We start from the raw sequence: 21,054 nt of genomic DNA on the forward strand, positions 1-21,054 counted from the left end.
CCATGGCGGGAAACTTGCCGCAACTCAATGCGCGCCTACCACGAGCGGCCAGACTGGTTGTCGCGGCGCGCTCCGAGGGAGCGGCGGCCGCGCCGGTTCCGCAGCCTGTCGCGGTGCCCGTCAAAGGCGCCGCGACAGGCGCTCAGCCCCGTCCAAGGAGATGACCATGACCCTGCCACAGACCATGAAAGCCGCGGTCGTGCACGCCTACGGCGCGCCGCTGCGGATCGAGGAAGTCAAGGTTCCGCTGCCCGGCCCCGGGCAGGTACTGGTGAAGATCGAAGCCTCCGGCGTCTGCCACACCGACCTGCATGCCGCCGAGGGCGACTGGCCGGTGAAGCCGCCGTTGCCGTTCATTCCCGGTCACGAAGGCGTCGGCTACGTCGCCGCGGTGGGCAGCGGAGTGACCCGAGTGAAGGAAGGCGACCGGGTCGGCATCCCCTGGCTGTACACCGCCTGCGGCTGCTGCGAGCACTGCCTGACCGGCTGGGAGACCCTCTGCGAGAGCCAGCAGAACACCGGCTACTCGGTGAACGGCGGCTATGCCGAATACGTATTGGCCGACCCGAACTACGTCGGAATTCTGCCGAAAAACGTCGAATTCGCTGAAATCGCGCCGATCCTCTGCGCCGGCGTCACCGTCTACAAGGGGCTCAAGCAGACCAACGCGCGCCCCGGCCAGTGGGTGGCGATCTCCGGCATCGGCGGCCTCGGCCACGTCGCCGTGCAGTACGCCAGGGCCATGGGCCTGCACGTCGCCGCCATCGACATCGACGACGCCAAGCTGGAACTGGCGCGCAAGCTCGGTGCCAGCCTGACGGTCAACGCCCGGCAGGAAGACCCGGTGGAGGTGCTCCAGCGCGACATCGGCGGCGCCCACGGGGTGCTGGTCACCGCGGTATCCAATAGCGCCTTCGGCCAGGCCATCGGCATGGCGCGCCGCGGCGGCACCATCGCCCTGGTCGGCCTGCCGCCGGGTGACTTCCCGACGCCGATCTTCGACGTGGTGCTCAAGGGCCTGCACATCGCCGGCTCCATCGTCGGCACCCGCGCGGACCTTCAGGAAGCCCTCGACTTTGCCGGCGAAGGCCTGGTCAAGGCGACCATCCATCCGGGCAAGCTGGACGACATCAACCAGATCCTCGACCAGATGCGCGCCGGGCAGATCGAGGGGCGCATCGTCCTTGAGATGTGACCTGCGGGGCGGCGTCCCGGCGCCGCCCTTGCCTGTCTACTCGACGCTGCCCAGCCCGCCTTCCAGCTTGCGCCAGAGCAAGCGGATCGCCGCCTTGCGTACCAGCGCGCAGCGGTACAGGCGGATTTCCTGCGGCACGAACCATTGCGGCCCGCCACAGATCGCCAGCTCGCCGCGCTCCAGTTCGTTGACCACGCTCAGCCGTGGCACCCAGGCCACGCCCATGCCTTGCAGCGCCATGCTCTTCAGGCTGTCGGCCATCGCCGTCTCGTAGACCGTGGTGTAGCGCAGGTTGCGCTGGCGCAGCAGCAGGTTGACCCCGCGGCCGAGGAAGGCGCTGGCGCTGTAGGCGAGCAGCGGCACGCTCTGGCCGTTCTCCAGGTCGAACAGCGGCTGGCCCTCGGCGTTCACCGCGCAAACCGGCAGCATCTCGGTGCGCCCCAGGTGCAGCGAGGGAAAGATCTCCGGGTCCATCTGCAACGCGGCGTCAGGGTCGTAGAACGCCAGCATCAGGTCGCAGCTACCCTCGCGCAGGGAATGCACCGCCTCGCCGACGTTGGTGGCGATCAGCCGGCTGGCGATGTTCAGCCCCTCGTTGCGCAGCCGCGCGATCCACTGCGGGAAGAAGCCCAGCGCCAGCGAGTGGGCGGCGGCGAACTGCAGCACCTCGCCCTGCCCGCCTTCCAGGTGGTGCAGGTGGCGCACCACCTGGCCGAGCTGCTCGACCACGCTGCGCGCGGTGACCAGGAACAACTGCCCGGCCTCGGTCAGTTCCACCGGCGTGCGCTGGCGATTCACCAGGGTCAGGCCGAGGGCGTCCTCCAGGCTGCGAATGCGCCGGCTGAAGGCCGGCTGGGTGACGAAGCGTTTCTCCGCCGCCTGGGAAAAGCTGCGGGTGCCGGCCAGGGCGATGAAATCCTCCAGCCACTTCAGTTCGAGGTTCACGACGGGAAAGGCTCCGGTAATGCGATGACACGTCCGCCATCATACCAGCGTCACATCCAACATTATGCCGTTTGTGCATGAGGCAGCGTTTAACAGCATTGGCCACGAAATCGTCACATCCTTAGTCTAGTGGGCATCGCGGCACTGGCCGTGTCCCTCTGAGACAAATCCCGTCATGTCCCCCGTTGCATCTTCCCGTATCGAGAAAGACCTGCTCGGCACCCTCGAAGTGCCCGCTGACGCCTACTACGGCATCCAGACCCTGCGCGCCGTGAACAACTTCCGCCTCTCCGGGGTGCCGCTGTCGCACTACCCGAAGCTGGTCGTTGCCCTGGCCATGGTCAAGCAGGCCGCCGCCGACGCCAACCGTCAGCTCGGCCATCTCCCGGAAGACAAGCACGCCGCCATCAGCGAGGCCTGCGCCCGCCTGATCCGCGGCGATTTCCACGAGCAGTTCGTGGTGGACATGATCCAGGGCGGCGCCGGCACCTCCACCAACATGAACGCGAACGAAGTGATCGCGAACATCGCGCTGGAAGCCATGGGCCACACCAAGGGTGAGTACAAGTACCTGCACCCGAACAACGATGTGAACATGGCGCAGTCGACCAACGACGCCTACCCGACCGCCATCCGCCTGGGCCTGCTGCTCGGCCACGACACCCTGCTGGCCAGCCTCGACAGCCTGATCCAGGCCTTCGCCGCCAAGGGCGTCGAATTCGCCGGCGTACTGAAGATGGGCCGCACCCAGTTGCAGGACGCCGTGCCGATGACCCTCGGCCAGGAATTCCACGCTTTCGCCACCACCCTCGGCGAAGACCTCGACCGCCTGCGTCGCCTGGCGCCGGAGCTGCTCACCGAAGTGAACCTCGGTGGCACCGCCATCGGCACCGGCATCAACGCCGACCCCGGCTACCAGAAGCTCGCCGTCGAGCGCCTGGCCGCCATCAGCGGGCAGCCGCTGAAGCCGGCCGCCGACCTGATCGAAGCCACCTCCGACATGGGCGCCTTCGTGCTGTTCTCGGGCATGCTCAAGCGCACCGCGGTCAAGCTGTCGAAGATCTGCAACGACCTGCGCCTGCTCTCCAGCGGCCCGCGCACCGGCATCAACGAGATCAACCTGCCGCCGCGCCAGCCGGGCAGTTCGATCATGCCGGGCAAGGTCAACCCGGTGATCCCGGAAGCGGTCAACCAGGTCGCCTTCGAAGTGATCGGCAACGACCTCGCCCTGACCCTGGCGGCCGAAGGCGGCCAGTTGCAACTGAACGTGATGGAGCCGCTGATCGCCTACAAGATCTTCGACTCGATCCGCCTGCTGCAACGCGCCATGGACATGCTCCGCGAGCACTGCATCACCGGCATCACCGCCAACGTCGAGCGCTGCCACGAACTGGTCGAGCACAGCATCGGCCTGGTCACCGCGCTGAACCCGTACATCGGCTACGAGAACTCCACGCGGATCGCCAAGACCGCCCTGGAGAGCGGCCGCGGCGTACTGGAACTGGTACGCGAGGAAAAGCTGCTGGACGAAGCCACCCTGGCCGACATCCTGCTGCCGGAAAACATGATCGCGCCGCGCCTGATTCCACTGCGCGCCTGATCCGATACGAGATCGAGCGCGCCCAGGTCCGGCTATCGACGCAGCCGGGCCGCAGCGCAGCCGATCGAAGAAGGCTCACCGGTAGAGGGGGAGTACTACCCCCTCGACCTTTAGGGATGGATACCCTTCATCCCTTCTTTTATACCCGGCGCCCCGGCCCAGCCGCGGCGCCACGCTCACCGGTCGAGAGGGATACCAACTTTCCCTCTCTACACTCTGAGGGACACGGCGACCTGCGGTGTCCCTTCTTTTTTTCACCGCTCAAGACGGCCCGCAGATCTTCCCCGTTGCCGAGGTGTTGTGTGGCTGCGCTCACCTGTGGATAACGTCCGCGTCATACGTCCTACGAAGGCATATCCCCTCTCAACACCCCGTCAACCCTTGCTCCCGCCGCTCCTCCGGGAAGAAATAAGGCCTCAATACCCATACCCCGACGCTGTTGCCGGCAAACGCCGCCACCAACCACAACCAGCCATGCAGGCTGCCGGAAGCGATCCCGCTGAAATACGCGCCGATGTTGCAGCCATAGGCCAGGCGCGCGCCGTAGCCGAGCAGCAGCCCGCCGATCACCGCCGCCGCCAGCGAACGGCGCGGGATGTCCAGGTTCGGCGCGAAGCGTCCGGCCAGGCCGGCGGCGAGCAGCGCGCCGAGGACGATGCCGATGTCCATCACGCTGGTGATGTCTTCCCACAGCGGCGCGGCCAGCGCCTTGGCGTTCGCCGGCGTCTGCCAGAAGGCCCAGGCGCCGACGTCCAGGCCCACGCCCTGGGCGATCTTCGCGCCCCACAGGGCGAAGGCCGACGTGATGCCCCAGGGGCGTCCGGCGAGGTACAGGGTGAGGAAGTTGAGCAGCGCCAGCGCCAACGCGCCCCAGACCAGCGGCCAGGGGCCGCGGAGGAAGCGCCGCCAACCCCGCCATTCGGCGCTCGGCGGGGTTTCCAGGGTGCCGTGGCGGGCCTTCTCCATGCGTACCGTGACCCCGGCGATGCCGATGAACACCGCCAGGCTCAACACCAGCGCCGGTGCCAGGCCCAGTTCGGCGACCAGCGAGATCGGCGGCAGCGACGGCAGGGCGAACCACCAGCCGACATGCTGGGTGGCGATCAGCGAGCCGAGGATGAAGAACAGCAGGGTCACCAGCATCCGCGCGTTGCCGCCGCCGACGGTGAACAGGGTGCCGGAGGCGCAGCCGCCGCCCAGTTGCATGCCGATGCCGAAAATGAAGGCGCCGACGATCACCGAAGTGCCAACCGGCGAGACGAAACCGCTCACCGGCTGGCCGAACAGGCTGCCCGCCGCCAGCGCCGGGAAGAACAGCAGCACCGCCACGGCCAGCATCACCATCTGCGCGCGCAGCCCGGCGCCGCGCCGTTCGCGGATGAATACCCGCCAGGCGGAGGTGAAGCCGAAGGCGGCGTGGTAGAGGGTCAGGCCCAGGGCGCCGCCGACGATGAAGAGGATGGCCTGGCGCGCGCTGACCGCGTTGAACAGGAACAGCCCGCCGAGCACCAGCAGGGCGAAGGCGATCAGGGGGGCGGCGAGCTTGCGCTCGGGCACGGCGGAAAGGGCGACACTCATGGCTACTCCTGGGCGCGAGGGTGATCCGGGGGCATTCTAGTCAGTCGCGACGACGGGTCCAACCAGGGCCTCCCGCCGCCAGGCCTTGCGCAACGCCCGCAGCGCCTCGTCGATACGCACCTCGGGTACTGCCGCGAAGCCCAGCACCAGGCCCGCGCGGTCGTCTGGCGCAACGCTGGAGTCGTCCATCCAGTAGTCGCTCAAGGCGCTGACTTCCACCCCGGCGGCTGCCGCCGCGGCGATTAGGGCCCGCTCCCGCGCCAGGCTGTCGACCCGCACGCACAGGTGCAGCCCCGCCTCCACCGCCGGCAACGGCTGGCAACCCGGCGCCTCTGGCCAGCCCCGCAGCAAGGCGTCGCGGCGGGCGCGGGCGGCGCGGCGCATGCGGCGGACGTGGCGCTGGAAATGCCCCTCGGCGATGAAGTCGGCCATGACCCGCTGGGTGCCCACCTCCGAATGGCGTACCTCGATGGCCCGCCGCTGGCGGAAGCGCTCGACCAGCGCCGGCGGGACCACCAGGTAGCCCAGGCGCAACGCCGGGAAGGCGATCTTGCAGAAGGTCCCGACGTAGAGCACCCGGCCCTGTCGGTCCAGCGCGGCCAGCGGCGCCAGCGGCGTACCGCTGTAGCGATACTCGCCGTCGTAGTCGTCCTCGACGATCCAACCGTCGGCGCGCTCGGCCCACTCCAGCAGCTCCAGGCGCCGCGCCAGCGACAGGGTGACGCCGGTGGGGTACTGGTGTGACGGCGTGACATAGGCCAGGCGGCAGCCGGCAATGCCCGCGAGCCGGTCGCTGCGCAGCCCCTCGGCGTCGAGGTCGATCCCGTGCGGTACCGCGCCGGTCGCGGCGAAGGCCAGGCGCGCCGCGCGGTAGCCAGGGTTTTCCACAGCCACCGGATCGCCGTTCTCGAGCAACACCTGGGCGCACAGGCGGATGGCCTGCTGCGCGCCATGGGTGACGATCACCTGTTCCGCCTCGCAGCGCAGGCCGCGCGCGCTGCGCAGGTAGGCGGCGATCAGCTCGCGCAGGCGCGCCTCGCCGGCCGGGTCGCCGTAGCCCAGGCAGTCCGCCGGCGGGTTGCGCCAGAAGCGCGCCTGTAGCCGCGCCCAGGTGTCGAAGGGGAACAGGTCGAAGGCCGGCACGCCGACGCGGAACGCTCGCGGCGCGCCTTCCGGTGGCGGCGCCAGGGCCGCCGGGCCGCGCGGCGCGGGAGCGCTCGGGGCGACGGCGGGGGCCCTGCCTGGGATTTCCTGCAACTCGGCAACGTAGGTCCCGTCGCCTGTGCGCCCGTCGATATAGCCCTCGGCGTGCAACTGTTCATAGGCCCGCACCACGGTGTTGCGCGAGACCTTCAGGGCCTGGGCCAGCTCGCGGCTGGCGGGCATCCGCGTGCGGCTGCCGAGGCGGCCGTCGAGGATCCGTTCGCGCAGCGCGGCGTAGAGCTGGCGGGCCAGGCCCTGGGCGGGGTCGAGGTGGATGCCGGCGGCGTCGAAGGGCAGTACGGTGGCCATGGCGGTCTCGGAGGGAAGAAAGCGCCAGTGTGGATTGGACCTGTGGAATTGACCAGCAATGGATCTTCTAGCGGACCATTTCCCGGCCTAGTCTGGAGGCACCTTTACCCGGACATGGAACCGAGCCATGAGCACGTCCCTGCAGATTCGTCCCGTCGGCGCCGGCGACCACGCCGCCTGGCTGCCGCTGTGGGAGGGCTACCAGCGCTTCTACAAGACCGAGATCGCCGCCGCTACCAGCGACGCCACCTGGCAGCGCTTCCTCGACGCCGACGAACCGATGAACGCCGCCCTCGCCTGGCTCGACGAGCGCGCCGTGGGCCTGGTGCACTGGATCTACCACCGCTCCTGCTGGACCGTCGGCGACTACTGCTACCTGCAGGACCTGTTCGTCGCCGAGGGCCTGCGCGGCGAAGGCATAGGGCGCCGGCTGATCGAGCATGTCTACGCCGAGGCCGGCGCCGCTGGCTGTTCGCGGGTGCACTGGCTGACCCACGAGAGCAACAGCGACGCGATGAAGCTGTACGAGCGCATCGCCGACAAGTCCGGTTTCCTTCAGTACCGCAGGATTCTCTGAGGCCCACCATGCGCGAACCCTTGAACTGGCGCCCCGTCGCCACTCCACCCCACGCCCCGCTCGACGGCCGCTTCGTCAAGCTCGAACCGCTCGATCCGCAACGCCACGGCGACGACCTGTGGGACGCCCTGCAAGGGCCTGGCGCCGACCCGTTGCTGTGGGAATACCTGGCCTACGGCCCGTTCGCCGAGCGCCCGGCGTTCGACGCCTGGCTGGCCGGCCAGGCGGCCAGCCGCGACCCGCTGTTCTTCGCCGTGCGCGAGCGGCGCACGCAGCGCGCCGTCGGCCTGCTCAGCTACCTGCGGATCACGCCGAAGGATGGCGTCATCGAAATCGGCCATATCGCCTTCGGCGCGCCTATGCAGCGCACACCGGGGTCTACCGAGGCGGTCTACCTGCTCGCCGAACTCGCCCTCGGCCGCCTCGGCTACCGCCGCCTGGAGTGGAAGTGCAATGCCGGCAACGCCCGTTCGATGCGCGCCGCCGAGCGCCTGGGCTTCACCTACGAAGGCACCTTCCGCCAGCACATGGTGGTCAAGCAGCGCAACCGCGACACCGCCTGGTTCTCCCTGCTCGACAGCGAATGGCCGGCGCGACAGGCGGCGTTCGAGCGCTGGCTCGATCCTTCCAACTTCGACGCCGAAGGCCGCCAGCGGCAGACGCTGGAGGCGCTGCGCGACTAGCCCCTGGCAGGGACTGCCGGTCGCTCAACGGTACTCCGGCAGCCAGTGCAGGCTGGCCAGGATGTGCGCGACCGCGTTGGCCACGCCGAACAGCAGCACCAGCACGATCGCCGGCGTGCCGCCCCAGGCGCGGAACAGCGGGCTGCCGAAGCGCTTGCGCGAGGCCCGCGCCATCAGCGCCGGAACGATCACCGCCCAGAACGCCGCGGCCAGCCCGGCGAAACCGATGGCGTAGATGAAGCCGTTGGGGAACAGCAGCCCGCCGATGGTCGGTGGGACGAAGGTCAGCAACGCGGTCTTGAAGCGCCCGAAGTGGCTGTCGTCGAACCTGCACAGGTCGGCCAGGTAGTCGAACAGGCCGAGGGTCACGCCGAGGAAGGAGCTGGCCACCGCCAGGTTGGAGAAGGTGGTGAGCAACGCGTTCAGCGAATCCGACGCGGTGATCCGGTGCAGGTATTCCACCAGGGTGCCGACGTTGCTGCCGCCGGCGATGATGCCCTTGAACTGCTCGCGCGGGATGGTGCCCAGGGTGCTGGCCTGCCACAGCAGGTAGATGGCCAGGGCGATCAGGGTGCCGATCCACAGCGAACGGCTGATCCGCTGCGGGTCCTTGCCGTAGTACTTCATCAGGCTCGGCACGTTGCCGTGGTAACCGAAGGAAGTCAGGCAGAACGGCAGGGTCGCCAGCAGGTAGGGCCAGTAGACCGCGTCCGGCTCGCCGCTGTTGAACAGGATCGCCGGCTGGATGCGCCCGAGCAGGCCGCTGATGGAGAGGCCGAAGGTAATGATCATGCCGCCGAGCATCAGCGTGGTGATGCGGTCCACCGCGCGGGTGCTCCACCACACCACCAGCGCCACCGCCAGGGCGAACAGCAGCCCGGCGAGCTTTTCCGGCAGGGTCACGCCGAGGCCGCTGGACAGGGTGTAGCCGATGATCGAGCCGCCGCCGGAGATATAGGCATAGGTGAGGATATAGAGGACGAAGGCGATGCTCAGCCCGTTGACCACATTCCAGCCCTGGCCGAGCAGGTCACGGGTGATGGTCGAGAAGCTCGAGCCCACCGGGTAGTTGAGGTTGGCCTCGAGGATCATCATCCCCGACAGCAGCATGCAGAACCAGGTGAGCAGGAACACCGCCACCGACCAGCCGAACCAGATGCCGGACATGGCGATGGGCAGGGAGAACATTCCGGCGCCGACGGCGGTGCCGGCGATGATCATCGAACCGCCGAGCAGCGAGGGCCGGCGGCTGGGCGTTTGAGCTGGAGAGGACGACACCTGGACTTCCCGATAGTCAGCGCCTGCGGCGCGACGCGCCGTTGGGCAGAGGCGGCATTCTAGGCGGCGCGCGCGCCGGGCGCACCCTGGCAGGGCGAACAGCCGGCCGACGCGGCAACCGATGCCGATAAAAAAAGGGGAGCATCATGCTCCCCCAGGGACTTTAACCGTCTGTCGCGGTCAGCCCGCAATCTCGATCAGGATCTCGCCCGGGTTGACCCGGTCGCCCTTGGCCACGTGGATCGCCTTGACCGTACCGGCGATGCCGGCCTGGACCTCGGTTTCCATCTTCATCGCCTCGGTGATCAACACCGCCTGGCCGGCCTTGACGCTATCGCCTTCCTTCACCAGCACGTCGACGATGTTGCCCGGCATGGTGGTGCTGACGTGGCCCGGCTCGCTGGCATGCTTGCGGCCGCTGGCGGAGCCGGCGACATATTCGTTGAGCGGCTCGAACACCACTTCTTCCGGCATGCCGTCGATGGACAGGTAGAAGTGCCGCTTGTTGTCGCTCTTCACGCCGACCCCGGTGATGTCGACGCGGTAGGTCTCGCCGTGCACGTCGATGACGAACTCGGTCGGGGTGCCTTCCGCGCCAGCGGCGGCGACGCCCTTGCCGGTGGGAATCGGCAGCAGTTCCTCGGGCTTCAGGGTGCCGGCCTCACGCTCTTCGAGGAACTTGCGCCCGATGTCCGGGAACATCGCGTAGGTGAGTACGTCTTCCTCGGACTTGGCCAGGTTGCCGATCTCGCTGCGCAGCTTGTTCAGCTCCGGCTTGATCAGGTCGGCCGGGCGCACGTCGATGACTTCCTCGCTGCCGATGGCCTGGCGCCGCAGTTGCTCGTTGACCTCGCCGGGGGCCTTGCCATAACGGCCCTGCAGGTACAGCTTCACTTCGTTGGTGATGGTCTTGTAGCGCTCGCCGGCGAGCACGTTGAAGAACGCCTGGGTGCCGACGATCTGCGAAGTCGGCGTCACCAGCGGCGGGAAACCGAGGTCGGCGCGGACCCGCGGGATTTCCTCGAGCACCTCGCCCATACGGTTCAGCGCGCCCTGCTCCTTGAGCTGGTTGGCCAGGTTGGAAATCATCCCGCCCGGCACCTGGTTGACCTGCACGCGGGTATCCACGCCGGTGAATTCGCTCTCGAACTGGTGGTACTTCTTGCGCACCGCGTGGAAGTACATGCCGATCTCCTGGATCAGCTCCAGGTCCAGGCCGGTGTCGTAGGGGGTACCGCGCAGCGCCGCGACCATCGACTCGGTGCCCGGGTGGCTGGTGCCCCAGGCCATGCTGGAGATCGCCGTGTCGATACGGTCGGCGCCGTTTTCCACGGCCTTGAGCTGGCACATGCTGGCGACACCGGCGGTGTCATGGGAATGCACCACCACGTCCAGCGGCAGGGCGTCCTTCAGGGCCTTGACCAGGTCGCCGGTGGCATAGGGGGTGAGCAGGCCGGCCATGTCCTTGATGGCGATGGAGTCGACGCCCATGTCGGCCATCGCCTTGCCCTGGGCGACGAAGGCCTCGATGGTGTGCACCGGGCTGGTGGTGTAGCAGATCGTGCCCTGGGCGTGCTTGCCGGCGGCCTTCACCGCCTCGATGGAGACGCGCAGGTTACGCACGTCGTTCATCGCGTCGAAGATGCGGAACACGTCGATGCCGTTGACCGCCGCCTTGGCCACGAAGGCGCGCACCACATCGTCGCTGTAGTGGCGGTAGCCGAGCAGGTTCTGCCCGCGCAGGAGCATCTGCAGGCGGGTGTTGGGCAGCGCCGCCTTGAGCTTGCGCAGGCGTTCCCACGGGTCTTCCTTGAGGAAGCGCACGCAGGCGTCGAAGGTGGCGCCGCCCCAGACTTCCAGCGACCAGTAGCCGACGCGGTCGAGCTTGTCGCAGATCGGCAGCATGTCCTCGGTGCGCATGCGGGTCGCCAGCAGCGACTGGTGGGCATCGCGCAGGATGGTATCGGTGACGCCGGTCTTCTTCGCTTGGATGGTGTTGCTCATGTTCTGCTCCTTCCCTTACAGGCCGGCGTGGGCCGCGATGGCGGTGGCGATGGCGATGGCCAGGTGCGACGGGTTGCGCTTGATCGAGTACTGGGTCAGTTCCGGGTGGCTTTCGACGAAGCTGGTGTTGAACTGGCCGCTGCGGAATTCCGGGTTGCGGAGGATTTCCTGGTAGTACGGCGCGGTGGTCTTGACCCCTTGCACGCGCATGTCGTCGAGGGCGCGCAGGCCGCGATCGAGGGCCTCTTCCCAGGTCAGCGCCCAGACGATCAGCTTCAGGCACATCGAGTCGTAGTACGGCGGGATGGTGTAGCCGGTGTAGATCGCCGTGTCGGTACGCACGCCGGGGCCGCCGGGGGCGTAGTAGCGGGTGATCTTGCCGAACGAGGGCAGGAAGTTGTTCTTCGGGTCCTCGGCGTTGATGCGGAACTGCAGGGCGTAGCCGCGATGGACGATGTCGTCCTGCTTGACCGACAGCTCCAGCCCGGAAGCGATGCGGATCTGCTCGCGGACCACGTCGATGCCGGTGATCTCCTCGGTGATGGTGTGCTCCACCTGGACCCGGGTGTTCATCTCCATGAAGTACACCTCGCCGTCGGCGAGCAGGAACTCCACGGTGCCGGCGTTCTCGTAGCCCACCGCCTTGGCCGCGCGCACCGCCAGGTCGCCGATATAGGCGCGCTGCTCGGGAGTGAGCTGCGGGCTCGGGGCGATCTCGATGAGCTTCTGGTTGCGGCGCTGGATCGAGCAGTCGCGCTCGAACAGGTGCACGGTGTTGCCGAAGGAATCGGCGAGGATCTGCGCCTCGATGTGCTTGGGATTGACGATGCACTTCTCGAGGAATACCTCGGCGCTGCCGAAGGCCTTGGTCGCCTCGGAGATCACCCGCGGGAACGCCTGTTCCAGCTCCTCGCGGCTGTTGCAGCGACGGATGCCGCGACCGCCGCCGCCGGAGGTGGCCTTGAGCATCACCGGGTAGCCGATCCGCTCGGCTTCGCGCAGGGCCTCGGCGAGATCGGCGACGTTGCCTTCGGTGCCGGGGGTGCAGGGCACGCCGGCGGCGATCATGCTGCGGCGGGCTTCGGTCTTGTCGCCCATGCGGCGGATCACTTGCGCCGACGGGCCGATGAACTTGATACCGCGCTCGGCGCAGATTTCCGCCAGCTCGGCATTTTCCGAGAGGAAGCCATAGCCGGGGTGCAGGGCGTCGCAGCCACTTTCCACCGCCAGGTTCACCAGGGCGCGCGGGTTGAGGTAGCCGGCCAGCGGGTCCGCGCCGATGCTGTGGGCTTCGTCGGCGCGCTTGACGTGCAGCGCGTGGCGATCGGCCTCGGAGTAGACGGCCACCGAGCGGATGCCCATCTCGGCGCAGGCGCGCACGATGCGGACGGCGATCTCGCCGCGGTTGGCGATCAGGATCTTCTTGATCACGGAGGTCTCCCTCTTCGGGGTTGGGAACCTGGTACGGTCGATCCGGATATTCCGGTCGCTGCATGACCGGCAGGCAGCTCCCGGTCGCGCTTTTACCCTACCCCCGTGAGGGTGATTAACAAAAATCAATAATTATTGGGATAGCCATTAGAAAAGCTTTATAGTCGCCCGACCGATCTCGGTCAGAGTGTGACTGGAATGCGTAAGTCGTTGATGCGTATGACATTACGGCAGCTTCAGGTTTTCCGTGCCGTATGCGAGAGCCGCTCCTACAGCCGGGCTGCGGAGGAAATGGCCTTGACCCAGCCGGCGGTCAGCCTGCAGATCCGCCAACTGGAAGAGCTGGTCGGCCAGCCGCTGTTCGAGTACGTCGGCAAGAAGCTCTACCTGACCGATGCCGCCGAAGCCCTGCTGAAGACCAGCACCGACCTGTTCCAGCGCCTGGAAAGCCTGGACATGCAGCTATCGGACCTGAAGGGCTCGCTGCAGGGCCAGTTGCGCCTGGCGGTGGAGTCCAGCGCCAAGTACATCACCCCGCACCTGTTCAAGGCGTTCCAGAACCTGCATCCGGAAGTCAGCCTGAGCCTGACGGTGGTCAACCGCACCCAGGTGATCAAGCGCCTGGCCGACAACCGCGACGACCTGGTGATCATGTCCCTGGTACCGCAGGACATGGCCCTGGAGTTCCTGCCCTTCCTGAACAACCCGATCATCGCCGTGGCGCCGCCGGACCATCCGCTGTGCAACGCCGCGAAGCTGGCCCTGAAGGACCTGGAGCCCTTCCCGCTACTGGTCCGCGAACCGGGCTCCGGCACCCGCAAGGCTTGCGAGGAGTTCTTCCAGCAACGCCGCGCGCACTTCTCGCAGATCCAGGAGATCGCCTCGCTGGAGTCCCTGCGCGAAGGGGTGATCGCCGGCCTCGGCCTGGCCCTGCTGCCGCGCCATGCGGCGCACCAGGAACTGGCCAACGGCCTGCTGCGCGAACTACCGGTGGAGGAATTGCCGCTCTATCGCAGCTGGTGCCTGGTGCACGCCAAGGGCAAGCGCCTGAGCCCGGTGGCCCAGGCGTTCGTCGCCTTCGTCCGCGAGGAGCGGGCGCTGATCAGCCAGCTCGCTGGGCGCTTCGCCGGCCCTGGCGGTTCGAGCTGAGGTAGGCGGCGGCTACCAGCTCGGGGTAGTCGGCCAGTTCCTGGCGCAGGCGCAGTTCTTCGCAGTGGTCCTCGATCGCCCGGCGGAATTGCATGCGCCGCTGGTCTTCGAGCTTGCGGCGGGTTTTCGAATCCACGTGCTGGGCATTGGCATCGCTATGACGGGGCATCTCGCGTCTCCCATGGCCGACTGGCTGGAGTCGCGAGCATCGCGCAGCAATGTGACGGTTTGGCGGCAGGCCGGTGAAGACTGCGTTATGCCTTCCCGGCGGCGCCTCAGGACGGCTCGCCGCGCTCTTCCTGGTTCTTCATCACCTTCGGCGACAGGCGCAGGCTGCGCAGGCTGCGCTTGACGCTCTTGAGGTGGTTGACCAGGTCCGGGCCGCGGGCCATGGCCACGCCCATCGCCAGCACGTCGATCACCACCAGGTGGGCGATGCGCGAGGTCAGCGGGGTGTAGATGTCGGTGTCCTCGTGCACGTCGATCGCCAGGTTGACCGTGGCCAGGTCGGCCAGCGGGGTCTGGCTCGGGCACAGGGTGATCAGCGTGGCGCCGGCCTCGCGCACCAGGTTGGCGGTAATCAGCAGGTCCTTCGAGCGACCCGACTGGGAAATGCAGATGGCCACGTCGCTGGGCTTGAGGGTCACCGCCGACATCGCCTGCATGTGCGGGTCGGAGTAGGCCGCCGCCGACAGCAGCAGGCGGAAGAACTTGTGCTGGGCATCCGAGGCCACCGCGCCGGAAGCGCCGAAGCCGTAGAACTCCACGCGCTGGGCGTGGGCGATGGCGGCGATGGCGCGCTCCAGGGCGTGGGTGTCCAGGTGCTCGCGGACTTCCATCAGGCTGTGCAGCGTGGTGTCGAAGATCTTCAGGCTGAAGTCGGCCACCGAGTCGCTCTCATGGATCGAGAACTGGCCGAAGCTGGCGCCGGCCGCCAGGCTCTGCGCCAGCTTCAGCTTGAGGTCCTGGAAGCCGCTGCAGCCGATGGCGCGGCAGAAACGCACGATGGTCGGCTCGCTGACCCCGACCCCATGGGCCAGTTCGGCCATGGAGCTGTGCATGACCGACGCCGGATCGTTGAGAACGTGATCGGCGACCTTGAGTTCCGACTTGCGGAGCTGTTGGCGGGACTGGGCTATGTGCTGCAGCAGGTTCACAGGCTGGGCTCGATTCTCTGTAGTAACCTTGTAGTTATACTACAAACAGTCAGCCACGCCCAGCCAACGCCGTCGGGAGCTTGCCTTGAGTACACCAGCCACTCCAACGTCCTGCGACATCCTGGTCTTCGGCGGTACCGGCGACCTGGCCCTGCACAAGCTGCTGCCGGCGCTCTATCGCCTGCACCGGGAGGACCGCCTGCCGGCCGATACGCGGATCTTCGCCCTCGCCCGCAGCGCGCTGGACAACGCCGCCTTCCTCGCCCTCGCCGAGCGCAACGTCCGCGCGGTGGTGGCGCGCAGCGAGTTCGCCGCCGAACAATGGAAAGGCTTCGCCGCGCGCCTCGACTACCTGGCCATGGACGCCTCGCAGAGCGCAGACTTCGGTCGTCTCGCGCGGCACCTGAAGAGCAGCGAGGGCCGGGTGCTGGTGCACTACCTGGCAACCTCGCCGAGCCTGTTCGCGCCGATCGCGCAGAACCTCTCCATCGCCGGCCTCGCCGGGCCGCAAGCGCGCATCGTGCTGGAAAAACCGCTGGGCCATTCGCTGGACTCGGCGAGGGCGATCAACCAGTCCATCGGCCGGGTGTTCGACGAGTCGCGGGTGTTCCGCATCGACCACTACCTGGGCAAGGAAACCGTGCAGAACCTGATGGCCCTGCGCTTCGCCAATGCGTTGTTCGAGCCGGTCTGGCGCGCGGCGCACATCGACCATGTGCAGATCAGCGTCAACGAGACCCTTGGCGTGGAGAACCGCGGCGGCTACTACGACCACGCCGGGGCGATGCGCGACATGGTGCAGAACCATCTGCTCCAGTTGCTCTGCCTGGTGGCGATGGAGGCGCCGGTGCGTTTCGACGCCGAGGCTGTGCGCAACGAGAAGCTCAAGGTGCTGCAGGCGCTGAAGCCGATCTCCGGGCTCGACGTGCAGGACAAGACGGTACGCGGCCAGTACGCCGCCGGCAGGATCGGCGGCCAGGAGGTGCCGGCGTACTACTTCGAGAAGAACGTCGACAACGACAGCGATACCGAGACCTTCGTCGCGCTCCAGGCCGAGGTCGAGAACTGGCGCTGGGCCGGGGTGCCGTTCTACCTGCGCACCGGCAAGCGCATGGCGCGCAAGTGCTCGGAAATCGTCATCCAGTTCAAGCCGGTGCCGCACAGCCTGATCGACGGCGGCGGCGGGCCGGCCAACCGCCTGTGGATAAGGTTGCAGCCGGAGGAGCGGATCAGCGTGCAACTGATGGCCAAGACCCCGGGCAAGGGCATGCAACTGGAACCGGTGGAGCTGGACCTCAACCTGGCCGAGGCCCTCAGCCGCAACAAGCGGCGCTGGGACGCCTACGAGCGCCTGCTGCTGGACGTGATCGAGGGCGACTCGACGCTGTTCATGCGCCGCGACGAGGTAGAGGCCGCCTGGGGCTGGGTCGACCCGATCCTCGCCGGCTGGCGCGAGCACTACCAGAGCCCGCGGCCCTACCCGGCCGGCAGCAACGGCCCGGAACAGGCGCAACTGCTGCTGGAACTGCAGGGTCGACGCTGGCTGGAATGACGCGGACATTGATCCGGCTCAGGATCGCCCGGCGCGCGCTCGGCTAGAGTCGCGCGCCCACGTCGTTGCGAGCCCGAACCATGACCGCCACCACCCTCCGCCCCGAACTGCTGTGCCCCGCCGGCACCCTGAAAAGCATGCGCTATGCCTTCGCCTACGGCGCCGATGCCGTCTACGCCGGGCAGCCGCGCTACAGCCTGCGGGTGCGCAACAACGATTTCGACCACGCCCAACTGGCCGAAGGCATCGCCGAGGCCCACGCACTTGGCAAGCGCTTCTACGTGGTGGTCAACATCGCCCCGCACAACGCCAAGCTGAAAACCTTCCTGCGCGACCTGGAGCCGGTGGTCGCCATGGGTCCGGATGCGCTGATCATGTCCGATCCCGGCCTGATCATGCTGGTTCGCCAGCATTTCCCGCAGATGCCCATCCACCTGTCGGTGCAGGCCAACGCGGTGAACTGGGCCGCGGTGCAATTCTGGCGGCAGCAGGGCCTGACCCGGGTGATCCTTTCCCGCGAGCTGTCGCTGGAGGAGATCGAGGAAATCCGCCAGCAGGTGCCGGACATGGAGCTGGAAGTGTTCGTCCACGGCGCCTTGTGCATGGCCTATTCCGGGCGCTGCCTGCTGTCCGGCTACATCAACCGCCGCGACCCCAACCAGGGCACCTGCACCAATGCCTGCCGCTGGGAATACAAGGCGGTGGAGGGCCGCGAGGACGAGCTGGGCAACGTGGTGGCGCGGGAGCCGACCCTGGGACGCGGCGCGCCGACCGAGCAGGTGTTCCTCCTCGAGGAAGGCAACCGTCCCGGCGAACCGATGGCCGCCTTCGAGGACGAACACGGCACCTACATCATGAATTCCAAGGACCTCCGCGCCGTGCAGCACGTCGAGCGGCTGGCGCGGATCGGCGTGCACTCGCTGAAGATCGAGGGCCGTACCAAGTCCCACTACTACGTGGCGCGCACCGCCCAGGTCTACCGCCAGGCGATCGACGACGCGGCGGCCGGCAAGCCGTTCGACCGCGGCCTGATGGACACCCTGGAGTCCCTCGCCCACCGCGGCTACACCGAGGGCTTCCTGCGCCGCCACGTGCACGACGAGTACCAGAACTACCAGCACGGCCATTCGTTGTCCGAGCGCCAGCAGTTCGTCGGCGAACTCACCGGCGAACGCCGCGACGGACTGGCCGAGGTGGAGGTGAAGAACCGCTTCCAGCGCGGCGACAGCGTCGAACTGATGACTCCGCGAGGCAACCTGAGCCTGCGCGTGGAGGACCTGCGCAACGCCGCCGGCGAGGCCATCGAGGTGGCGCCGGGCAATGGCCACGTGGTCTACCTGGCGCTGCCGGAAGGCCTGGACCTGTGCTACGCGCTACTGATGCGCGATCTCCAGCCCGGCCAGGATACCCGCCAGCCGCAGGCCGAACGCAGCGGCGGGTGTGCCGGCAAGGGCGCTTGCGGCTGCGCTCACTGAGGGTTGAGCAGGAACACCACGTAGCCCCTGAACCAGGGGCTCTTTTCCAGGTAGTCGGGGGCTTGCCAGTCGCCGCCCTGGACCAGGCCGATCCGGTACGGCAGCTGCAGGCGGCTGACCCGCGGGAGGTAGGCGGCGTGGTTGGGAATGCTGTGGCGCCCCTGGTAGGTCTGCACCACCACTTCATCGACCACGCCCTTGAGCCGGTTGATCGCCGCCGGCTCGGCGTTGCTGCCCCAGTCGAGCAACCCGGTGATGCTCAAGCGGTATTCGCGGGGCAGGCGCCGGCGCAGGTCGCGGAGGAAATCGACGTACTCGTCGAGGTAGCGGGTACGCGCATCGAAGTCGATCTGGATGCCGACCACCGGGTTGCCGGCACGCTTCCAGCGCTGCACCTGGTTCAGCACGGCCTGGTAGATCTGCGGCGTCCAGCGCAGGGTATGGGCGCGGTACACCACCCAGACCTCACCCCGCGCCAGGCGTGGCACCGAGATGCCCTGGGCGATCAGCCGCACGCCCTCGCCGGGGCGCCGGCGCGACTGGCTGATCTGTCCCTGCAGGATGTACAGCGTCTCGGCCCGCGCCAGCACCGGCTGCGGCGCGACGCCGCTCCACAGCCAGAAGGCGCCGTAGTCCTCGGCGCGCACCGCGGCCTCGACGGACGGCAACAGCGGCAGGCCCAGCAACAGGCCCGCCAGCCAGGCTCGCCAGCGCCTCACCAGTAGTACTTCAGTTCCTTGGCCCAGGAGCTGTCGGCGTAGGTCGACTTGAGCGTACGGAACCATTGCTTGCGCTCGGCCTGCGGGATGTCCTGCTGGCCGCAGGTGTTGTAGCCGGCCGGGGCGAAGCAGTTGATCGCGCGGAACAGCGCGTAGGCCTTGTCTTCGCGCGGAGCCTTGGGGTTGTCCATGACCAGGCGATAGCCATCCAGCCGGGAGTACACCTCGCCCTTGAAGCCGCTCGGGGTGCCGCCCAGCTCGTTGGCCTCGGGCTGGCTGTCCAGCGGCATGCCGTCGAGACCGTTGCGCAGGATGAATTCGCCCAGGCAGTTCAGGCCCTTCGGGTCCTTGTCATCGGCGGCCAGCGCCGCGGCCGACTCGGCGATGGCCGGGCAAACGTAGCCGGACTCGGCCTTGTCGCCCTTCCAGCGGAACAGCTCCAGGCTGTTACCGGCGCCGTAGACATAGCCGAGGCTGGTGCCCAGCTTGGTCTGCGAGGGGGTTTCGCCGAGCAGCGCGAAGTCCTTGCCGAAGTCGGCGAAGCGGCTGCGGCGCAGGTCCTTGTAAAGGAGAGTGAACAGCGCGGTATCGCGCTCTTCCGCCGTCGCGCCCTGCTTGGTCTGGCGGCGCAACAGCGCGGCGTCGGCGACGTTGCGCAGGAGGATGCTGCGCAGCAGCGGCTCCTGGACCGGCGAACCTTCGGCGAAGACCTTTTCCAACTGGCCGCTGCGCTCGTAGTTGAGCGCCAGGGCCAGCTGCAACTGGCCCTTCTGGTACGGCTGCGCGGCCTGCGGCAACAGTTCCAGCCAGAGCGCCTCGGCGGCTTTCCAGTCCTTCTGCTGCTCCAGCGCCAGCCCGCGCAGGGTCTGCTGGCTGAAGCCGACGTAGTCGAGGCTGCCGACCTTTTGCGGCAGCGCTTCGAGGGTCTTCGCCGGATCCTGGTCGACATAGAAGCGATAGGCCGCCTGCAGGTAGGCGAACAGTTCGGGATGCGCGGCGAAGCTGGCCTGTTGGGCCTGCAGCGTTTCCCAGGTGAAGCTGCGCGGGGTCGACGGATCGTGGGCGCGCATCTGCACCAGGTCGGCTACCGCCAGCAGCAGCGGAGTCTGGATGTCGCCGAGCTGGATACCGGTCAGGAGCTTGTTGTCGACCTCCTGGACCAGGTCTTCCAGGGCCATGTTGCGCTGCCCTTGCTCGGCTTCGGCGAATTGCGCGGCATAGTCCTGGGCCAGCAGCTTCTGGTCGCCGGCCAGCCAATGCACGCGCCGTTGCAAGCCCTTGGCCGAGGCGGCGTAGAGCCCCTTCGGATACGCCTGCAGGTAGGCCTCGAGGGCGCTGCGGGTCTGTTCCAGGCGAGCCTTGTCGACATTCTGCAGCTCGGGGAAGCCCATGTCGTCGAAGGCGTTCTGCTGGGCGGCGTTGAGCAGGGTGCGCGCCTGCAGGTACAGGGCGGTTTCCTTCAGCCAGGGCTGCGACACGTCCTGCAACGCCTTGAAGCCCTGTTCGGCTTCGTCGAAGCGACCGCTGTAGAAGTTGGCCGCAGCCTCCAGGTACGTGGCGAAGGCCTTGCCTGCGGCCGACTCGACGCCTTGCGCGAGCACACCGCCCAGTTCCTCTTGTTCCCAGCCGCAGGCACCGAGCAGGTCCAGGCGGCTGTTGGCCAGGGCCTTGGTCTCCGCCTCGCCCAGCCCGGCGTCACGCACCTGGCGAAGAAACGCCAGCGCGCTGTCCTGGTCGTTGCTGCGGCAGCGGCTGCCCTCGCCCTCGAAGAATTCGGCGCCGGCGATCTTTTCCGGTAGCGCTTCGGCGCCCATCTGCCGGGCCAGTTCGGCGAGCGGCGAGGGCGCTGGCGCAGGCGGCGGTGTCTCGGCCTCGCTCGCCGCCGACGGCGCGGGCGGCTGGCTGCCGTCGCCGGGCAGCAGGCGGAACAGGCCGAACGGCACCAGGCCGTAGCCTTCGAGCTTCTCTTCCTCCGACGGCGGCGCCTCCACCAGCCGCCAGTGGCCGGCGTCGGCCAGCAGCAGGCGCAGGTTGGCGCGGGTGTCGTTGCCCGGGGCGAGGAACGGCAGGGTATCGCAGACACCGCCGCCGACCAGCGACCAATCGGGATAGCAGGAGTCGTCGCTGCTGGCCTGGGCCAGCGGGGAGAGACCGGCGCCCACCAGCAGGAGGGCGGGAAGAAGCGGCTTCGAGCGCATG

General features: G+C 67.9%; 17 protein-coding genes. 7 read left to right on the forward strand and 10 right to left on the reverse strand.

Features of this window, described 5'->3' with window-relative positions:
* The first annotated feature begins 166 nt into the window (after nt 1-166).
* Nucleotides 167-1,195 (forward strand): alcohol dehydrogenase AdhP, encoded by a 1,029-nt coding sequence (adhP, locus tag ACYAF3_RS10545; protein ID WP_003096816.1) that lies wholly within the window; start codon nt 167-169, stop codon nt 1,193-1,195.
* Between the two features lie 36 nt (nt 1,196-1,231).
* Here adhP and ACYAF3_RS10550 read toward each other — a convergent pair whose 3' ends face one another.
* The gene (locus ACYAF3_RS10550) at nt 1,232-2,140 is read right to left on the reverse strand and encodes a LysR substrate-binding domain-containing protein (RefSeq protein WP_003096819.1); all 909 of its coding nucleotides are present in this window, start codon (nt 2,138-2,140) and stop codon (nt 1,232-1,234) included.
* Between the two features lie 175 nt (nt 2,141-2,315).
* Between ACYAF3_RS10550 and aspA the strand changes: the two genes are divergently transcribed.
* Nucleotides 2,316-3,740: an aspartate ammonia-lyase gene (aspA, locus tag ACYAF3_RS10555; protein WP_003096822.1), complete on the forward strand. Its 1,425-nt coding sequence runs from the start codon at nt 2,316-2,318 to the stop codon at nt 3,738-3,740.
* 363 nt (nt 3,741-4,103) lie between these two features.
* On the opposite strand, the gene ACYAF3_RS10560 is transcribed toward aspA, so the two are convergent.
* Nucleotides 4,104-5,318: a YeeE/YedE family protein gene (locus ACYAF3_RS10560; RefSeq protein WP_058876770.1), complete on the reverse strand. Its 1,215-nt coding sequence runs from the start codon at nt 5,316-5,318 to the stop codon at nt 4,104-4,106.
* A 36-nt stretch (nt 5,319-5,354) separates the two neighbouring features.
* Nucleotides 5,355-6,830, reverse strand: a complete 1,476-nt coding sequence (gene pdxR / locus ACYAF3_RS10565) for a MocR-like pyridoxine biosynthesis transcription factor PdxR (RefSeq protein WP_003121353.1) — start codon at nt 6,828-6,830, stop codon at nt 5,355-5,357.
* Nucleotides 6,831-6,957: 127 nt separating this feature from the next.
* Between pdxR and ACYAF3_RS10570 the strand changes: the two genes are divergently transcribed.
* Both ACYAF3_RS10570 and ACYAF3_RS10575 read left to right on the forward strand, forming a co-directional pair.
* A complete protein-coding gene (locus tag ACYAF3_RS10570; protein ID WP_003096834.1) occupies nt 6,958-7,407 on the forward strand; it encodes a GNAT family N-acetyltransferase in 450 nt (149 codons plus the stop codon).
* An 8-nt stretch (nt 7,408-7,415) separates the two neighbouring features.
* Entirely contained in the window at nt 7,416-8,090 is a 675-nt protein-coding gene (locus tag ACYAF3_RS10575) for a GNAT family N-acetyltransferase (protein ID WP_003096837.1), read from the forward strand.
* A gap of 24 nt (nt 8,091-8,114) precedes the next feature.
* Here ACYAF3_RS10575 and mtr read toward each other — a convergent pair whose 3' ends face one another.
* From mtr to ACYAF3_RS10590, 3 genes are all read right to left on the reverse strand, one after another.
* A complete protein-coding gene (mtr, locus tag ACYAF3_RS10580) occupies nt 8,115-9,368 on the reverse strand; it encodes a tryptophan permease (RefSeq protein ID WP_003096841.1) in 1,254 nt (417 codons plus the stop codon).
* 180 nt (nt 9,369-9,548) lie between these two features.
* Nucleotides 9,549-11,372, reverse strand: coding sequence for a sodium-extruding oxaloacetate decarboxylase subunit alpha (oadA, locus tag ACYAF3_RS10585; protein ID WP_003105555.1), 1,824 nt, complete (start codon nt 11,370-11,372; stop codon nt 9,549-9,551).
* A gap of 15 nt (nt 11,373-11,387) precedes the next feature.
* Nucleotides 11,388-12,803 (reverse strand): acetyl-CoA carboxylase biotin carboxylase subunit, encoded by a 1,416-nt coding sequence (locus ACYAF3_RS10590; RefSeq protein WP_003096848.1) that lies wholly within the window; start codon nt 12,801-12,803, stop codon nt 11,388-11,390.
* A 213-nt stretch (nt 12,804-13,016) separates the two neighbouring features.
* Between ACYAF3_RS10590 and pycR the strand changes: the two genes are divergently transcribed.
* The gene (gene pycR / locus ACYAF3_RS10595; RefSeq protein WP_003121355.1) at nt 13,017-13,952 is read left to right on the forward strand and encodes a LysR family transcriptional regulator PycR; all 936 of its coding nucleotides are present in this window, start codon (nt 13,017-13,019) and stop codon (nt 13,950-13,952) included.
* Here the strand turns inward: pycR and ACYAF3_RS10600 are convergent.
* Both ACYAF3_RS10600 and hexR read right to left on the reverse strand, forming a co-directional pair.
* On the reverse strand, nt 13,906-14,121 hold the full coding sequence (locus tag ACYAF3_RS10600) for a PA3496 family putative envelope integrity protein (RefSeq protein WP_003105559.1): 216 nt from the start codon (nt 14,119-14,121) through the stop codon (nt 13,906-13,908). The genes pycR and ACYAF3_RS10600 overlap by 47 nt on opposite strands.
* A 106-nt stretch (nt 14,122-14,227) precedes the next feature.
* Nucleotides 14,228-15,109 (reverse strand): transcriptional regulator HexR, encoded by an 882-nt coding sequence (gene hexR, locus ACYAF3_RS10605; RefSeq protein WP_003096857.1) that lies wholly within the window; start codon nt 15,107-15,109, stop codon nt 14,228-14,230.
* Between the two features lie 85 nt (nt 15,110-15,194).
* On the opposite strand from hexR, the gene zwf reads away from it, so the two are divergent.
* Nucleotides 15,195-16,661: a glucose-6-phosphate dehydrogenase gene (gene zwf, locus ACYAF3_RS10610; protein ID WP_003096859.1), complete on the forward strand. Its 1,467-nt coding sequence runs from the start codon at nt 15,195-15,197 to the stop codon at nt 16,659-16,661.
* An 80-nt stretch (nt 16,662-16,741) separates the two neighbouring features.
* Nucleotides 16,742-18,136, forward strand: a complete 1,395-nt coding sequence (trhP, locus tag ACYAF3_RS10615; protein ID WP_003105560.1) for a prephenate-dependent tRNA uridine(34) hydroxylase TrhP — start codon at nt 16,742-16,744, stop codon at nt 18,134-18,136.
* Here the strand turns inward: trhP and ACYAF3_RS10620 are convergent.
* Nucleotides 18,130-18,855: a DUF3142 domain-containing protein gene (locus tag ACYAF3_RS10620; RefSeq protein ID WP_003096864.1), complete on the reverse strand. Its 726-nt coding sequence runs from the start codon at nt 18,853-18,855 to the stop codon at nt 18,130-18,132. The two genes, trhP and ACYAF3_RS10620, sit on opposite strands and share 7 nt — an antisense overlap.
* Complete coding sequence (locus ACYAF3_RS10625; protein ID WP_017002409.1) at nt 18,852-21,053, reverse strand: PA5441 family protein; 2,202 nt, start codon at nt 21,051-21,053, stop codon at nt 18,852-18,854. The genes ACYAF3_RS10620 and ACYAF3_RS10625 overlap by 4 nt, the downstream gene beginning before the upstream one ends.
* Nucleotide 21,054 lies beyond the last annotated feature (1 nt).

The sequence above is a fragment of the Pseudomonas sp. TZ252 genome (genome assembly GCF_056110345.1).

What these genes read in the sequence shown, in the direction of transcription:
- trhP (WP_003105560.1), top strand. Translation starts at nt 16,742, where the DNA reads ATGACCGCCACCACCCTCCGCCCCGAACTGCTGTGCCCCGCCGGCACC.
- ACYAF3_RS10570 (WP_003096834.1), top strand. Translation starts at nt 6,958, where the DNA reads ATGAGCACGTCCCTGCAGATTCGTCCCGTCGGCGCCGGCGACCACGCC.
- oadA (WP_003105555.1), bottom strand. Translation starts at nt 11,372, where the DNA reads ATGAGCAACACCATCCAAGCGAAGAAGACCGGCGTCACCGATACCATC.
- ACYAF3_RS10575 (WP_003096837.1), top strand. Translation starts at nt 7,416, where the DNA reads ATGCGCGAACCCTTGAACTGGCGCCCCGTCGCCACTCCACCCCACGCC.
- ACYAF3_RS10560 (WP_058876770.1), bottom strand. Translation starts at nt 5,318, where the DNA reads ATGAGTGTCGCCCTTTCCGCCGTGCCCGAGCGCAAGCTCGCCGCCCCC.
- ACYAF3_RS10625 (WP_017002409.1), bottom strand. Translation starts at nt 21,053, where the DNA reads ATGCGCTCGAAGCCGCTTCTTCCCGCCCTCCTGCTGGTGGGCGCCGGT.
- pycR (WP_003121355.1), top strand. Translation starts at nt 13,017, where the DNA reads ATGCGTATGACATTACGGCAGCTTCAGGTTTTCCGTGCCGTATGCGAG.
- aspA (WP_003096822.1), top strand. Translation starts at nt 2,316, where the DNA reads ATGTCCCCCGTTGCATCTTCCCGTATCGAGAAAGACCTGCTCGGCACC.
- adhP (WP_003096816.1), top strand. Translation starts at nt 167, where the DNA reads ATGACCCTGCCACAGACCATGAAAGCCGCGGTCGTGCACGCCTACGGC.
- ACYAF3_RS10600 (WP_003105559.1), bottom strand. Translation starts at nt 14,121, where the DNA reads ATGCCCCGTCATAGCGATGCCAATGCCCAGCACGTGGATTCGAAAACC.
- pdxR (WP_003121353.1), bottom strand. Translation starts at nt 6,830, where the DNA reads ATGGCCACCGTACTGCCCTTCGACGCCGCCGGCATCCACCTCGACCCC.